The organism is Desulfotomaculum copahuensis, from assembly GCF_001655685.1.
Classification (GTDB): Bacteria; Bacillota; Desulfotomaculia; order Desulfotomaculales; family Desulfovirgulaceae; genus Desulfotomaculum_G; species Desulfotomaculum_G copahuensis.
Genome location: NZ_LYVF01000137.1, coordinates 16,541 through 31,373, shown reverse-complemented (window position 1 = coordinate 31,373; position 14,833 = coordinate 16,541). Strand labels below are relative to the sequence as shown.

Sequence of the window (14,833 nt, the reverse complement as noted above, 5' to 3'; positions counted from 1 at the left end):
GGAGGTTTTATTGATGCGCATCGGAGTATTGAGCGACACTCACGGCGCACTGGACCGGGCTGAAAAAGCGCTGCGCCGGATGGGTGAGATTGACATGCTTTTGCACGCCGGAGACCATTACCGGGATGCCGGGCAGTTGGCCCGGCTGTTGGCCGTGCCCGTGCATGCGGTGACCGGAAACTGCGACTACCGCGCCGGCGGCCCGGAAGAATTGCTGCTTGATGTGGGTGGTGTAACCATCTGGCTTACCCACGGCCACCTCTACGAGGTGCATTTTTCCGGGCAAAAGCTGCTCCACCGGGCACGGGAACAAAATGCCCGGGTGGTGGTATATGGACACACTCACGTGCCTTTTAACCGGGAGTGCGACGGAGTGCTGCTGTTCAATCCGGGAAGCATTTACCACCCCCGGGGCGGCAGCGGCCCCGGCTACGGCCTGCTGGACATCGAAGCCGGCCGGGTCAAGGCGGAATTGTGCGAGCTCTAGCGGATTTGCGAAATTCTCTTTGACTATTGGAGCATTTTTCGCTATAATATTGTTGCTGTGGATAATTCCATCGGTTGATATCCAGCGGGTGTAGCTCAATGGTAGAGCACCGGCCTTCCAAGCCGGGTACGTGGGTTCGATTCCCATCACCCGCTCCAAGTATCTCCCAGTAGCTCAGCTGGACAGAGCAACGGACTTCTAATCCGTGGGCCGGGGGTTCGAATCCCTCCTGGGAGGCCAGAGAAAGCCAAGCCCCGCAAGGATTTGCGGGGTTTTCACTTTATAGCGAATTATGCAGAAAGGCCACTTTGGGAGCAATTTGGGAGCAAACGGGGAGCAGGGGCACCAATGAGCACCAAAGAAAGGGGCGGCCGATTAAGCCTGCCCCTTTCTCTTTTTGCCTGCGGTAAGGATTTCATCCATTGTGTCGGCCGCCTGCCTGTCTACACTTTGCAGCGCGTGAGCGTATATGTCCGCTGTGGTGCCGGTGGTCGCATGCCCCAACCGGGCACTGACGCTTTTAAGCGGTATTCCCTTGGCGAGCAGCAGCGAGGCCGAAGTATGCCGCAGGGCGTGGAACTTAATATGCGGCAAGTTGTGCCGGACCAGGAATTTTGAAAACCATTTCCCAACCGTGTAAGTATACATCGGCCGGCCGTCCCATGTGGCAAATACCCTGTCCGTTCCCTGCCACAAATCCCCAGCCCTCAGCCGCTCTTCCGCCTGGTGCGCTTTGTGCTGCTTCAGCAACTCCATGACAGAGGCCGGGAGGGCAATAAGCCGCTCGGAAGTTTCATTTTTGGTGCCCTTCGTGAAGGTGCCCATTCCCGGCAGGGATTGACTGGCCCGTAAAACCTCAATGGTGCCATTCCCAAAATCAACATCCCGCCACGTAAGGCCCATTAACTCCCCTTCGCGTATTCCGCTAGCAACGGTCAGGACAACTGCCGCTTTGTATTTGAGCGGCTCATCATCCAGGGCGGCCAGCATGGCCGCTGTCTGCTCCCGGTCGTAACAGTCCGCCTGCCGCCGCTTAACCTTCGGCGGCTTGACCCGGGCGGCTGGACTGTGCGGGATAACCCCCCATTCAACGGCATCGTTAAGTATTGACGATAGCAACCGGTGGTGGTGGTGGATGGTGCTGCCGGAGAGTTTGCCCATCTTGCCGTCAAGCCGGAGGCCGTCCTCTGCCAGGTTCCGGTAAAACTCTATCAGGTGTATCGGTTTGATGTCCTCAGTCTTCAAATGGCCCATGGCGGGAAAGATGCGCGATACCAGCAATTCCCGATACCGGTGGACGGTTTTGGGGGCTAATTCTGGTTCGGCATAGTCCCGGAGCCAGCGTTCCGCAAACTGCTTGAATGTGAGCTTTGACGGCTCCACGTACTGCCCTTTGAGCACTTCGGCGCTGAACAGATCCAGGAGCTTTTCCGCCTCCCGCTTCGACGGCGCTTCCACGCCCTTACGGAAGGTTTTGCGGTGCCCGTCCGGACCGGTCCCGCCGGGCACGTTAAGCCGCCATTTGTTTTCTCCCCGCTTTTCAACCCAGCCGGCCATTAATCAAACCTCCTTTGATTTTTTGTTTTTCGCGCTTCCCGGCGGGCGGCCGCGCTTCTTTGGCGGTTTCCCGGCCGCCTGTGCCCTCCGCCACTCCCGCCGCCGGGCGGCGGAACCGCAGTGGGTGCAGAACCGGCCCCATGGCCTTCCCGGGATAAATACGTTCCCGCAGCCTGTGCAAAAGCGCGGGGCGTTACTGCTTACCGTCAGGCTTATAATAAACTCCTTCCAGATTTCGGCCAATAGGCACGGCGTTCCGTACTCCAATGTGGCTGTTTTATCATCGAAAGCGACCGAGACGCGCCTTAATATCCCGGTAAAGAATGACCCCCAGAATGGGAGCTTTAGGGCAATGGTTTCATCGTTGATGCCATAGTGGGAATACCAGGCATCCTCCTCGGGAAAGAGCGCATAAAATTCTTCGGAACAGCGGCGTATTTCCTCGAGCAATGGCCCGGTAGTCCCCTTTCGCGCTTCCAGGCATAGGCCATAAAAACCCGCCGCGACACGTAACTTCCGCGCTTCGAGTCGGACCATTTCAGGGGTTTCCTCAATGTGCAGGGGTACATTCACGTCCGGCGGGGCGCTATTCGCCCAACGAAAGAACAGCCATTTTGTTTGCTCCCCGGCCTTCCGCGGCTTCCACGGTTCGAGCGGCGCAAAGCCCCGATAGTACCAGGAACCGCCGGGCGCGTCAGGACACAGACCAAGCAGGCCGTGAGCGGCGACCCATTCCTTAATTCGGACATCGCCCGCATTGTGCAGCCGCGCAAATTCTTGCCACATGAAAACCGCTCCCCCATTAAAAATTAATTATGGAACGCAAATGGTTCTTTATTCGTATCGCTGTTTGCTATATTATAGAGACATGGAACTTAAAAATCAAGGGGGTACGGAAAATGTTTCGCTTGACCGTCGAACGGGAGCGGCGCGGCTGGAGTAAAACGCGCCTGGCGATTCTCATGGAAATTCATCCCGCCACGCTGGGGAAGGTGGAGCGCGGTCAACTGCCAGCCTTTCCGAGTTACTGCCAGAAGCTGGAAGAAATCTTCGGCATCCCGGCGGACAAGCTGTTTGAGGAGGTGGAGGACAAATGCGCGAAACAATAACCGCCCCGGAGGTGGCGAGCATGCTTGGCCTGTCCGAATGGTCGGTCTACGACCTGGCCCGGCGGCACGAAATCCCACATGTTCGAATCGGCCGGCGAGTGCTTTTCCGGCGGAGCAGCTTGATGGCCTGGCTGGAAAGCCGCGAGGCTGCCAGTGTGGCGGCAGATTTGAAGCCGGCGGGAAAAATCCGGCGGTTGAGATGAAGGCATGGTGCCGATGTTGGCCTTGGGCCGTTTCCGGCACTTAAAAAGGGAGGTATGCGCCCCGTGGCGCGGAACCGAAGGGTTTCCCGGGAGAAGAAGCGGCGTGATGCACAACTGGACAGGAAAAACGCATACGGCGTAACAGACCTGACGCCGTATAACGCGCAGAGGGTGCGCGACAAGAGTAAGTGCATAGCTTGCCGATAAGACCGCCACATTTGGGGCGGTTTTCTTATGCGCAAAAACAAAACCCGGCGCTGGCCGGGAGAAAGTGGGGGTAAATCTCTTGTGACCATAATAGCACAAAACGAAGATAAAGTCAACTTTATACACTTCGTGGCAAGGAGTGAGCTGTAGGTGCAATTGAGCGAATTTTTGTCCCGCCTTGAGGGCGTTAAGAGATCGGGCAATAATTATACGGCCCTATGCCCGGCCCATGGTGACCGGCAGAATAGTCTTTCGGTGACGGAAAAAGACGGAAAAATCCTTCTGAAGTGCTTTGCCGGCTGTAGTGTGACTGACATTGTTTCAAAACTGGGGTTACAGATGAAGGACCTTTTCCTGTCGCCTGGCCCGGTAAACTGCCCTACTCCTGCGAATGGCGGCGGCATAACCGTTGAAGCCCTGGCGGCGGATAAAGGGCTGCCGGTAGGCTTTTTGGGAAAGTTGGGAGTGGCCCAGACCGGTCGGGTAGTGAAGATCCCGTACCTGCTCGAGGACGGCACACCGGCCCCACGCCAGAGGCTGCGGACAGCCTTAAAGGCGAAAGACGGTTCCCGCTGGGCGAAGGGCGAGGGTGCCCCTGTGCCTTACGGCTTATGGCGGCTGTCAGACGCCCGGGATGCCGGTTTTGTTGTGCTCGTGGAAGGCGAATCGGACGCCTGGACATTGTGGCACCATGGCCTTCCGGCCCTGGGACTGCCCGGCGCGGATATGGCCTCGAAGCTGAGAGCGGCGCATTTCCGCGACATTGGGCGAGTGTATGTTTGGCGTGAACCGGACCGGGGCGGAGACACCTTCGTGGATGGCGTGGTCAAACAGTTTTCCGGCTGGAGGAGCTGGCAGGGCGAGCTGCGCGAAATCAGTCTGCCCGGGGCAAAAGACCCGAACGAGCTGCACCAGCGGGACCCTGACGGCTTCGAGGAGGTTTTCCGGAAGGCCATGGAAGCGGCCGCGCCGCTGGAAGTCCCGGTTCCCGAGGCTGGGCAGCAGGCCAGCACGGGGCGGGATTTTATACCGGCAAACGCTCCCATGGTTATCGCCAACAACCGCTTCCTTGAGGCTATAGCGGGTGAGGCGATGAGGTATTTGATCGCAAGCAACGAACCGCCTAAACTTTTCAACCGAGGCGGCGAGATCGTAAAAATTACTCAAATTCAAGAAAAAGACAGATTCAACCAACTATTCACCAGACCCGTCATTAAACCGGTAAGTGAAGCCTCACTACGCGGTTATTTGGCAAGAAGTGCTCGATTCGTAAAGGCCCGCGAAAAAAACGGCGAAGTGGTCTATTCGCCGGCATTTCCGCCGTTGGAGGTGGTCCGTGACATTATGGCGCTGGATGATTTGCCGTTGCCCCTACTTCGTGGAATAGTCCAAGCACCTGTCATGCGCTGGGACGGGAGTCTATGCGCCAATCCGGGATACGATGAGGTAACTTCACTTTACTACGCGCCGGAACAGGGATTTTCGTTGCCGGACATACCGGACAAGCCCACACCAGGAAATGTCAAGGAGTCCTTGAGTAAGCTGGTGGACGTTGTGCGCGACTTTCCGTTTGACGGAGAAGCAAGCCAAGCAAACGTCATTGCCGCGATTATGACCCCTGTGTTGCGAGATTTAATTTTAGGCCCAGTTCCAATGCTGTTAATAGATAAGCCGCTACAAGGAACTGGTGCTAGCCTACTGTCGGATGTCCTTTCAATCATAGCGACCGGCGGAAGTTCCCATATAACCACTGCGCCGGAGGGGCGCGAAAGAGAGGAGGAATGGCGGAAACGGGCCACGTCAATGTTGGCTGAGGGGCGACCAATCGTTGTGATTGATAACATTGAAGATGTCTTTAAATCGGCCACGCTGTGCGCACTGCTGACATCAACAAACTGGACTGACCGAATCCTGGGGCGCAACGAGCAGATCAACCTGCAACACCGCACCTGCTGGATCGCCACGGGGAATAATGTCCGCTTGGCCGGTGACCTGCCGCGGCGATGCTATAAAGTGCGGCTTGACGCGAACATGGCAAGGCCCTGGCAGCGAAAGCAGGACGAGTTTAAGCATCCGCACTTGGTTAAATATGTAAATGAGAATCGCGGATCATTGCTGGCCGCGATTTATACCATTGCGAGGGCGTGGATTCACGCGGGGCGGCCGGAGCCGGTAAATGCGCCGCCGATGGGCAGCTTCGAGGATTGGCGGAGGGTGGTCGGCGGAATATTGGAGTTTGCCGGTGTAACCGGATTCCTTCAAAACTCAAAAGAAATTTATGAAAACGCTGAGGTGAATGAGGGGCTCGAAGACCTCGTTGAAGCGCTGTATCAGAGATTAAACGGAGGCCTGGCGTCCACAAAACAAATCCAACGACTGATCGAATACGAATCAGACCTTCGAGATGTGCTGCCGGATTGGCTCGACCCTTCCGAGCGGGGATTTACCCGAAAGCTGGGGCGAGTATTGGCCCGAAAGGTTGATGTCATTTTCAGTAACGGCTATCGTTTGGAACGGGCCGGCATATCGCACAAGACCCAACAATGGAAAATAACCACCAGTAGTGGTTAAAATTGGGGGGGGGTTAAGGGGGGTTACGAAAAAACCCGCAAAGCCGCGCCATTACTGGATTAGTTGGACTTGCGGGGGGGTTTGGGGGGTTTTTTGCGGTGGCTTTTACGTGAGAAAAAAAGTAGAGATTTATATTATATGCGCGTATATAGCGTGGGGCGCAAAAAACCCCCCAAACCCCCCTTGAAAACGGGAAAGCCGCGCCGTTACTGGCTTTGCGGACATTTAGCAAACCCCCCATAACCCCCCTTTTTAATGATTTTGGCGGGAAAGCAATAACAAAAACACTATTCCGGCTGCCGGACCTTTACCATGACGGCGTATCATGTTAACCCCATATCACAAAAAAACAAGGAGGACACCACTAATGGCACGTAAATTCAGAAGGCGTCAGGCCCTTACTGCCGCCAGCCCTAGCGTCACGGTGACCATCTTGCCCCCATGCCCGGGCTGGGGCGCATCCCCGACCCCCGAGGCAGAGCCGCCCGACACAACGGCCGATGACATGGGCACAGGTGTGGCCATTGCCTTGGAGGGGCTTCAAATGTACGCCGAGCTGCGGCATACCCCGGTAGGTGAGGGTATTACTCCCGAGTTGTGGGCATGCCTGCTTGGCTTAGGACCTGATGGCGCGGCTTTCTTACGTTGGTTCGACGAACGGCTGAGCCTAACCGCCCACACAGAAGGGGAGTGACCTATATGGAAACGCAGGAGGTTTACCAGGCCGGGGGGCAAACTCCCGGCCGCTTTGTTGAAATCAAACTGCCGCGGTGCGTGATATTTCTGTTGCCGGAGGAAATCACCCGGTTGCTCCAACAGGACCCCGGCCTTTGGGAAAAGGCCCTGCGGCGCGGTAAGGCGATTACTCGCAACCGCCGGCCGGCAAAGGTGGTGGAATGTGACCGTGACCCTGAGCGGTTTTAGGTGGCGGCGGCCGGTGCGCCGAGTGGCTGGTTTGGCCTGGCGGCTGGCCCCGGCGGCGGCCACTGGCGGTTGGCTGCCTATGATTGGCCCCCAAACTGGAGGTGACCCACATTGAATCAAGCGGAGGCGGGACGCCTCTTAAGCCGTTTCCCCGCGCTGTGGGAACAGGCGTTCCAGCAGGCCGATGATGCCTTGTACGGCGGCAGCCGGGCGCTGTCGGCCGTTGGCAACCGGCGGCCCGAAGGTGGCCATAGCGACCCTGTAGGAAGTCGGGCGGCGGCCTATGGCGAGGTCCGGACGGCCGTGGCACGGCTACTCCTGGTGCGCCGGTGGATCGGCGAAGCCCTGCCGCAGCGGGACAGGCGGCTGCTGCTGGCGGTGTGGCGCTCGAGGCGGTACGGCTGGTACTGGACGGCACGGCAAGTCGGGATGGGGGTGGACGATTGCCTGAGTCGGTGGGACAAGCTGGTGGCGAAACTGGCCCGGTGGATGGAGAGGTAAGCGACCCGCAGGAGTCACTTTGCTGGACGTGTATGCGTGCCACATGGACATGCCTTTGTAGCTGGCCGGCGGAGCGGTGGCCAGGCATGGCGGTGCGGCAGGTAGTGGAGAATGGGCAAGCACTGCGGGTAGTCTTGAAATGTCCCGGTTACTGGCCGGAATGAGGACGGGGGGGGGGTGAACTGATGCGCAGGTTTTGGCAATGCCAGCATTGGAGTACGAAACTGTTGTTTGTGGTTGACATAGTGTGGCTGGCGGGGATGGCGTGGTCAATTTTTCGTTAAAGGCGGGTGGTGATTAAAAATGGCAGGAGGCTCGAAGAAGTCTTCAACGAAACAGGAACTTGCCCTGGTAACCCTGCTTGAATCGCCGTCAATCGGCGAGGCGGCGCGAAAAGTCGGTATTGGCGAGCGAACATTATGGCGATGGCTACAAAACCCCGAGTTTAGCGAGCGATACCGCGAGCTAAAACAGCAAATTCTGCACCAGGCCGTAAGTCGCCTACAAAGCATTTGCGGCGAAGCGGTAAATACTTTGCGCGATGTGATGCTTGACCCCAAAAACCTTGCATCGGCCCGGGTTACTGCGGCGCGTACGGTGTTGGAAATGGCGATTAAGGCGGCGGAACTGGAGGACCTGACCGCAAGGCTGGAAGAACTGGAGCGGCTTGCGGGCGTAAAATCGAAGGGGGCGGTGGTCCGGTGAAAATCAAGCAGCGGATTACTACCCTGGAAGAGAAACTTGCGGTTAACGACAAAAACCGGCCAGCAACGGCGGAGGAAATTGAGGCCTTGCGCGAGGAAGTGCGGGTAATGCTTGATGTAATGCGGCAAATATATGGCCGCGATATTAAGGAGGAACCGGCATGCAAACAATGACGACTGACGGCATATTGCTCATTAATATGGCACAGGCGGTAAATGCCGCCTGTGTCCTCCTCCTGGCGATAAAGGGCGAGTTTCTGACGGCCAAGCTGGATGACGCTGCCGTCAACATTGCGGACGAATCCCGCCGGATCGGGTTTGTTGACGGATACAATGGCGCCTGCCAAATCCTAACCGGAACCTCCGGAAGACTGGCACCTGACCTCCTGCCAGCCAAAACTAAACAGGATACAGCCCGCCTGCGGGAAAAATGCATTTGCCGCCGGCTTCCGGTACGGCGTAAAGTTTATCATTAGGATACTGAACGGCTAGACAGCCTTTGGCGAGAAAGGCCGCTCCTCCGGGGGCGGCTTTTTCCTTTTGCCGGCAAGCCTGCCGGACCCCTGCTGCCAGACCCTCCACCTCGTTCCTGCCGCGGGAGCCTACCTTTGGGGACCCCCCTCTATTATCCGCCGGACAGATCCGCTTCTCCCGCCTGATGGACAAACCAAACCATACGCCTTGCCAGGCCTGGGCGTACGAAACGGCGCATGGATAAGACCCCTCTGGCGTACGGCCCAACGTACGGCTTTCAGCCCCAAAACCGCCAGCAAGCCTCCTGTGGCCCAGTCTTCCCCATTCCAGCCGGGCAGCGGCCGGACCGCCTTCCTTCGCCAGCTCACAGCACTACTGCTGGCACATCTCTTGAGTAGCACAACCTGTGCCTATGCCCCGGCTATCGCGGGCGGAGGTATATGCCTTGCTCTAGCATGACGCATGCCACAAGCGACACAGCGAAGCGGCGCATGTGGCGGCGGCCGTACGTTTTGCAAAACGTATACCCATAAGTGCGCCTTGTGGCTGGCGAAGGTATGGCCGTTGCAATTGCAAAGCATATGCCGGAAGGTATCCTCGAAGTCCGGCGAATTACGCCGCTGAAGTATCCTCGAAGGGGGCGGGCTGGGATTTGCCCGCCTTATGCCCGATTGGCGCGGCCTGCCGGGTTTTTGGCCGCCAAAAACGGTACTTCGAGGCGATACCAGGCGGCTGGCGGCAGGCAGTGGCGATACCAGCGGCGGAACCGTCAAGGAACCCTTGACGGTTTACGCCTTTGGCGCTTTGCGGTGGGATGCCAGCGGCGCGGGAGCGTACGCATTTTAATATAAAAATCATCCCCCAAAGAAGACCCAAAAATGCCGTCACTGCCGTCACGCCGTCACAAACCGCGCCATTACTGGCTTTTTGGCGTGACGGCACTGTGACGGCACTGTGACGGCATTTTTGGCGACACTGAAAGTGCCGTCACGCTGGAAGCCGCGTCATTGCTGGATTTGTGACGGCGTGACGGCAGTGACGGCACTTTCGGTACTACTTTGGAGGCGCGTGAAAAAAAATACGCACACGCTCAACCAGGGAGTCAGTCAGCGATGATGCTGGCGATTGCCTGGGGGGCATATCTCCTTCCCTGCACATGTCGGCGCTTGTCGAGTCCCCCAAATCCGCAAGGAAAGCCCTCTCTGGCGCGAGATAGTCAGCGGCTGGTATGATTTGCCTATGTCAGGCAGAGAACAGCCGCCAGAGAGGCCCTGGCGGGGCATCCCCTTACTCCCCGCTGCTTCGGCGCTGGCGGGGCATCCTTACTCCTGGGGACCCCCCTGCCTCCTGGGGGACCACCCTGCCTACTGGGGGACCACTCGAGGGCCGCCCGGCGTACAGGTGGACGTACGGGTTAGTATTCGCTGAATGCCCCAAAATAGCACGGAAAGGCCCCTGTAGCGCGAGATAATCAGCGGCTGGCATGATTCCCTTTGCCGGGCGGTTATCGGCCGCCAGGGAGTGTGCTGGCGGGGCAAAGGCACAGCGAAGCGGAGTTATCCCGTTGGCGAAAAAGCCCCTTGTTTTGGGAGCAGAATGGCCTGTAAACCAGAATGCGCAGGCGATCCCGTGGGAGCAGATTGGGAGCAAACAGCAAAAATCAGGGGCAAAATGGGCCAGTTGTCACCCTGGAAGGATATAACAAAGCCAGTCAGGACAAGCCTTCGCAAACTTCGCCAACCTATACAAAGGCGGTAAAACGGACTTCTAATCCGTGGGCCGGGGGTTCGAATCCCTCCTGGGAGGCCAGAGAAAGCCAAGCCCCGCAAGGATTTGCGGGGTTGTTACATAATAGTGCATGTGAACTAATTCGAGTCCCTGTTACTGCTGTTTAATAACTGACACCCCGGGCAAAATAACCCGGGGTGATTATTATGCAACAAAAACGCGTGGCAGTGGCCGGTGCCGGACTGGCCGGTTTGAGCTGCGCCCTGGCCCTGGAAGCCGGGGGAATATCGCCGGTGGTCTTTGAAAGAAAGCCGCACGCCGGTCAGCGGTTTGCGCATATCAGCACAGTGCCGCTGTTTGCTTATCATGAGCGGGATTTTTCCTTCGGCCATTTGGAGAAAAATTACGGGATCAGAGTTAATCCCACAGCGCAATTTAATAAGCTGATACTTAAAGGCGTTAAGAATAACGCGGAAATAAAAGGGGAACTGGGTTACCTGGTCACGGTCGGTCAGAGCGATGATTGCCTGGAAATGCAGTTGTTCAAACAGTTGCGGACGCCCGTGCAGTTTGAAAAGCAGGTGGATCCGGTCACCCTGACCAATGAATATGATTATGTGGTGGTGGCCACCGGAGCCGAAGAGTATGCTAATCCGGCTTTGAGGCTCGGTTTGTGGCATGATCTGATCAGAGCCTGGATTAAGGTGTGCACCGTGCTGGGCAATTTCGAGCCCGGCACATTGACCATCTGGCGCAACCGCAGTTATTGCCGGGACGGTTTTGCCTATCTTGCACCCTTTAACGGACGCCGGGCCACTTTGGGGCTTAACGTGACCGGGATCAGCCAAAAAGAGCTTTCCGCTTACTGGCAGGCTTTTATCCGGAGCGAAAGACTGGATTATGATATAATTGACATCATGGAAAGGGATCACGTGGCCGGCCGGCTTTCCCGGCACCAGGCGGGCAACCTGCTTTTCACCGGCGATGCCGGCGGCTTCAAGGAACCGCTGCTCGGCATGGGTACGATGGCGGCTATAGCCAGCGGGGTGCTGGCTGCCCGGGCGATCATTAATGGGAGTGATTATGAAGAACTGGTAAAACCGCTACTCGATTGGCGGGAAAAGTTTATCCGCCTGCGGCGTTTGCTCGACCATCTGGATGATGCGGCCTACGACCGGTGGCTGGCTGTTGAGGGCCTGTGGCCGGTGCGAAAGTTAATGTTTGAGAGCGGGCTGCCCTGGATGGATCTGGCCGGGATGCTGTCCGTGCCCCTGGATTGGCTGAGAGGCGGAACAGACTGCATTACAAATGATTCTTGAGGAAGCATGAGGTGGTCGGGTGTTTAAAGAAATGCGCAGAAAAGAAAAGCAAATGAATGATCAGGCGGTGTTAAGGATACTGCGGGACGGGGAATATGGTGTTTTGGGGACCGCCGGGGAAGACGGCTGTCCATACACCACCCCGCTCAATTATGTGTTTGAAGATAATTGTATTTACTTGCACTGCGCTCTTGAGGGCCGTAAAATAGAAAACATCAACTTTAACAACAAAGTTTCTTTTTGCGTGGTTGGGCGGGCTAAAGTCCTGCCGGCCAAATTCTCCACGGCATATGAGAGTGCCATCGCCTTTGGCGAGGCGTCATTTGTTGAAGGTGAAGACAAAAAGGAAATTCTGATGAAATTTATAGAAAAATATTCTTCCGGCTATAAACTGGAAGGTCTGGTCGCCATTGAAAAAGCATTCAGCAAGGTGAAAATCGTAAAAATAAGTGTGGAAAGTATTACCGGAAAAGAAAACAGGGAAAGTTAAACTCGCCGGTGTGAACCACCTCCGGGACAAGCCAGTGGGTTTTCAGGGGCGGGTTTCTATAAAAATTTACGGTAGCGGCCGGGGAAAAGGCATTGCTTGGAGATAACCGGAATATAATATGAACAGTTTAAAACGACAGCCGTTTCCTTAACCGTCAACCCCGCCGGTTGAACCTGCCGGCGGGGTTGATTAATCTACCCGCCCGGGTACTGCGGGTCAAAAGTGTTCCTTGTTTTTTAACCCGGGAGCCGGTTGTAAATCCGGACAAGCTTCCGGGTACCCGGCAGGTTGGTGCCGGCCTCCGGTTCCCCGGCAGGATGGCAGAAATTTTGACTGTGGTAAAGAAAAATTGCTATTGAATGATGAGCTTTATTCAGTTACAATATGTCAATAGCATGTAGTAGCGATCCGTCTGCGCCGGATTGACAACCGGTCCGGCAGCGGATAAAAATATTTTTCCTGGAGGAAATTTCAGTCAGGCTGTAGAATTACTTTTTAAGTATTTGCCTTTATTTTGGTTACAATATAGTCAAAGCGGGCTATAATGGTAAACAGGGTTAAATCTGGTGCGGCCAAACCGTTTCAAAGGGGGAGCATAAGTGAAAGCAAACGCGGAAAGGATAGAAAAAAATACTGTTCTTTTGGAAGTGGAGGTAGGTGCTGAACAATTTTCCAAAGCAATGGATCAGGCCTATAAAAAGCTGGTAAAAAAGGTCAGCGTGCCTGGTTTCCGTCCTGGCAAAGCCCCCCGGGTTATTTTGGAACGACACATCGGCAAACAGGCTTTGGTTGACGAAGCCGTGGAGATAGTGGTTCCGGAGGCCTACTACAAAGCTGTGGAAGATACAGGGATCGAACCGGTGGCTCAGCCCGAACTGGAACTGGTCCAGGTAGAGGAAGGCAAACCGGTGGTTTTTAAAGCCAAGGTGGTGGTCAAGCCGGAGGCCGAACTGGGGCAGTACACCGGTTTGGAGGTCAAAGATCCTTACCAGGAAGTCACCGCCGATGATGTGCAAAAGGAATTGGAGCGCCTGCAAAACCGCCATGCCAGTCTGGTTACCCTGGATGAGGGGACGGTTCAGCAGGGCGACACGGCCGTCATTGATTTTACCGGCCGGGCGGACGGCGAGCCCTTTGAAGGCGGGCAGGCTACCGACTATTCCCTGGAGATTGGCTCGGGCCTGTTCATTCCCGGTTTCGAAGAACAAGTGGCCGGAATGACTGTCAATGAAACGCGGGACATTCAGGTCAAGTTCCCGGAAAATTACACCAATGAAAATCTGGCCGGCAAGGAGGCCGCCTTTACCGTCACCGTCAAGGCCATCAAGCGTAAGGAGTTGTCCGCGCTGGACGATGAGTTCGCCAAGGATGTCAGTGAGTTTGATACTCTTGAGGAATTGCGCTCCGACATTGAGAATAAATTAAAGCAGGCTGCAGAGGAACGGGCACGGCGGCAACTCCGCCAGGCACTGGTGGAGCAGGCGGTGGAAAACGCGCGGGTGGAAATTCCCGAACCCATGGTGGATTCCCGGGTGGACGAGATGGTGCAAAACATGGAGTCGAGACTGGCCGGACAGGGTCTTTCCCTGGAAAACTACTACAAGTATACCAATACCACCAGTGAGGAGATGCGGGAACGTGTGCGGCCGGACGCCGTGCAGAGCCTGAAGACCACGCTGGTACTGGACGCCATCGCCGCGGCGGAAAACCTGACGGTCAGTGAAGAGGAAAAAACAGCTGAAATAGAGCGCATGGCCCGGGCCATGCAGCAGGAGGCCGCCGTACTGCGCCAGGTGCTGGAAAAGCAGGGCCAGATGGATATGGTGATGCAGGGCCTGCTCAGGGACAAAGCGGTGGAATTGCTGGTGGAAAAGGCCGTGATCACCAGGGACACCGAACAACCGGCGGCAGAATAAGCTAATCAAAGATATGATTCCCAGGAGGTAGCCAATTATGTCCACTTTGGTCCCCATTGTAGTCGAACAGACCAACCGCGGCGAGCGTGCTTACGACATTTACTCCCGCTTGCTCAAGGACCGGATCCTGTTTATCGGCGGCCCGATTGATGATTACGTGGCCAATCTGGTGATTGCCCAGATGCTGTTCCTGGAGGCCGAGGATCCGGAAAAGGATATTCACCTGTATATCAATTCCCCCGGCGGGGTGGTGACTGCGGGCATGGCTATTTATGACACCATGCAATATGTCAAGCCGGATGTTTCCACCATCTGCCTGGGCCAGGCCGCCAGCATGGGTTCCTTCCTGCTGACCGCCGGCGCGAAGGGCAAGCGTTACGCCCTGCCCTATGCCCGCATCATGCTGCACCAGCCGCTGGGCGGGGTGCAGGGGCAGGCCACGGATATCGAAATTCATGCCAAAGAAATCCTGAAAATGAAAGATACACTGAACGAACTGCTGTCCAAACATACCGGGCAGCCCAGGGAACGCATCGACAGGGACACCGAACGGGACTTCTTCATGTCGGCTCAGGAAGCAAAAGAATATGGGATCATAGACGAGGTGTTCACTGTTCGCCAGACCAGGTAAAAGAGGTGGAAA

14 protein-coding genes and 2 tRNA genes are annotated in these 14,833 nt (G+C 56.3%); 14 read left to right on the top strand and 2 right to left on the bottom strand.

Annotated features, from left to right (window positions below):
• Positions 1-13: 13 nt before the first annotated feature.
• From A6M21_RS08215 to A6M21_RS08205, 3 genes are all read left to right on the top strand, one after another.
• A complete protein-coding gene (locus tag A6M21_RS08215; RefSeq protein WP_066667681.1) occupies positions 14-487 on the top strand; it encodes a metallophosphoesterase family protein in 474 nt (157 codons plus the stop codon).
• A gap of 84 nt (positions 488-571) precedes the next feature.
• A tRNA-Gly gene (locus tag A6M21_RS08210) sits at positions 572-645 on the top strand.
• Between the two features lie 5 nt (positions 646-650).
• A tRNA-Arg gene (locus A6M21_RS08205) sits at positions 651-727 on the top strand.
• A gap of 135 nt (positions 728-862) precedes the next feature.
• Here the strand turns inward: A6M21_RS08205 and A6M21_RS08200 are convergent.
• Entirely contained in the window at positions 863-2,044 is a 1,182-nt protein-coding gene (locus A6M21_RS08200) for a site-specific integrase (RefSeq protein ID WP_066667680.1), read from the bottom strand.
• Positions 2,045-2,047: 3 nt separating this feature from the next.
• Entirely contained in the window at positions 2,048-2,830 is a 783-nt protein-coding gene (locus tag A6M21_RS18390) for a hypothetical protein (RefSeq protein WP_151191859.1), read from the bottom strand.
• A gap of 113 nt (positions 2,831-2,943) precedes the next feature.
• On the opposite strand from A6M21_RS18390, the gene A6M21_RS08190 reads away from it, so the two are divergent.
• The 11 genes from A6M21_RS08190 to clpP all read left to right on the top strand — a co-directional run bounded on the left by A6M21_RS08190 (position 2,944) and on the right by clpP (position 14,821).
• Positions 2,944-3,153 (top strand): helix-turn-helix domain-containing protein, encoded by a 210-nt coding sequence (locus A6M21_RS08190; RefSeq protein ID WP_066667676.1) that lies wholly within the window; start codon positions 2,944-2,946, stop codon positions 3,151-3,153.
• Positions 3,138-3,356: a helix-turn-helix domain-containing protein gene (locus tag A6M21_RS08185; protein WP_066667674.1), complete on the top strand. Its 219-nt coding sequence runs from the start codon at positions 3,138-3,140 to the stop codon at positions 3,354-3,356. Before A6M21_RS08190 ends, A6M21_RS08185 begins: the two co-directional genes overlap by 16 nt.
• A gap of 357 nt (positions 3,357-3,713) precedes the next feature.
• On the top strand, positions 3,714-6,134 hold the full coding sequence (locus A6M21_RS08180; protein ID WP_066667673.1) for a CHC2 zinc finger domain-containing protein: 2,421 nt from the start codon (positions 3,714-3,716) through the stop codon (positions 6,132-6,134).
• Between the two features lie 699 nt (positions 6,135-6,833).
• Entirely contained in the window at positions 6,834-7,058 is a 225-nt protein-coding gene (locus A6M21_RS08170) for a hypothetical protein (RefSeq protein ID WP_066667670.1), read from the top strand.
• A gap of 303 nt (positions 7,059-7,361) precedes the next feature.
• Positions 7,362-7,559 (top strand): hypothetical protein, encoded by a 198-nt coding sequence (locus A6M21_RS18385; RefSeq protein ID WP_151191857.1) that lies wholly within the window; start codon positions 7,362-7,364, stop codon positions 7,557-7,559.
• Between the two features lie 303 nt (positions 7,560-7,862).
• Positions 7,863-8,264, top strand: coding sequence for a phBC6A51 family helix-turn-helix protein (locus A6M21_RS18380; protein ID WP_066667667.1), 402 nt, complete (start codon positions 7,863-7,865; stop codon positions 8,262-8,264).
• Positions 8,261-8,437 (top strand): hypothetical protein, encoded by a 177-nt coding sequence (locus A6M21_RS18755; protein WP_161486035.1) that lies wholly within the window; start codon positions 8,261-8,263, stop codon positions 8,435-8,437. The genes A6M21_RS18380 and A6M21_RS18755 overlap by 4 nt, the downstream gene beginning before the upstream one ends.
• 2,234 nt (positions 8,438-10,671) lie before the next feature.
• Positions 10,672-11,784 (top strand): NAD(P)/FAD-dependent oxidoreductase, encoded by a 1,113-nt coding sequence (locus A6M21_RS08145; protein WP_066667663.1) that lies wholly within the window; start codon positions 10,672-10,674, stop codon positions 11,782-11,784.
• Between the two features lie 31 nt (positions 11,785-11,815).
• Positions 11,816-12,274: a pyridoxamine 5'-phosphate oxidase family protein gene (locus tag A6M21_RS08140; protein WP_078060533.1), complete on the top strand. Its 459-nt coding sequence runs from the start codon at positions 11,816-11,818 to the stop codon at positions 12,272-12,274.
• A gap of 599 nt (positions 12,275-12,873) precedes the next feature.
• Positions 12,874-14,190, top strand: coding sequence for a trigger factor (tig, locus tag A6M21_RS08130; protein ID WP_066667654.1), 1,317 nt, complete (start codon positions 12,874-12,876; stop codon positions 14,188-14,190).
• 37 nt (positions 14,191-14,227) lie between these two features.
• On the top strand, positions 14,228-14,821 hold the full coding sequence (gene clpP, locus A6M21_RS08125) for an ATP-dependent Clp endopeptidase proteolytic subunit ClpP (RefSeq protein WP_066667649.1): 594 nt from the start codon (positions 14,228-14,230) through the stop codon (positions 14,819-14,821).
• Positions 14,822-14,833 lie beyond the last annotated feature (12 nt).

Coding starts and splice junctions, on each gene's coding strand:
- A6M21_RS08215 (WP_066667681.1), top strand. CDS start 14: ATGCGCATCGGAGTATTGAGCGACACTCACGGCGCACTGGACCGGGCT.
- A6M21_RS08200 (WP_066667680.1), bottom strand. CDS start 2,044: ATGGCCGGCTGGGTTGAAAAGCGGGGAGAAAACAAATGGCGGCTTAAC.
- A6M21_RS18390 (WP_151191859.1), bottom strand. CDS start 2,830: ATGTGGCAAGAATTTGCGCGGCTGCACAATGCGGGCGATGTCCGAATT.
- A6M21_RS08190 (WP_066667676.1), top strand. CDS start 2,944: ATGTTTCGCTTGACCGTCGAACGGGAGCGGCGCGGCTGGAGTAAAACG.
- A6M21_RS08185 (WP_066667674.1), top strand. CDS start 3,138: ATGCGCGAAACAATAACCGCCCCGGAGGTGGCGAGCATGCTTGGCCTG.
- A6M21_RS08170 (WP_066667670.1), top strand. CDS start 6,834: ATGGAAACGCAGGAGGTTTACCAGGCCGGGGGGCAAACTCCCGGCCGC.
- A6M21_RS18380 (WP_066667667.1), top strand. CDS start 7,863: ATGGCAGGAGGCTCGAAGAAGTCTTCAACGAAACAGGAACTTGCCCTG.
- A6M21_RS08145 (WP_066667663.1), top strand. CDS start 10,672: ATGCAACAAAAACGCGTGGCAGTGGCCGGTGCCGGACTGGCCGGTTTG.
- A6M21_RS08140 (WP_078060533.1), top strand. CDS start 11,816: ATGCGCAGAAAAGAAAAGCAAATGAATGATCAGGCGGTGTTAAGGATA.
- clpP (WP_066667649.1), top strand. CDS start 14,228: ATGTCCACTTTGGTCCCCATTGTAGTCGAACAGACCAACCGCGGCGAG.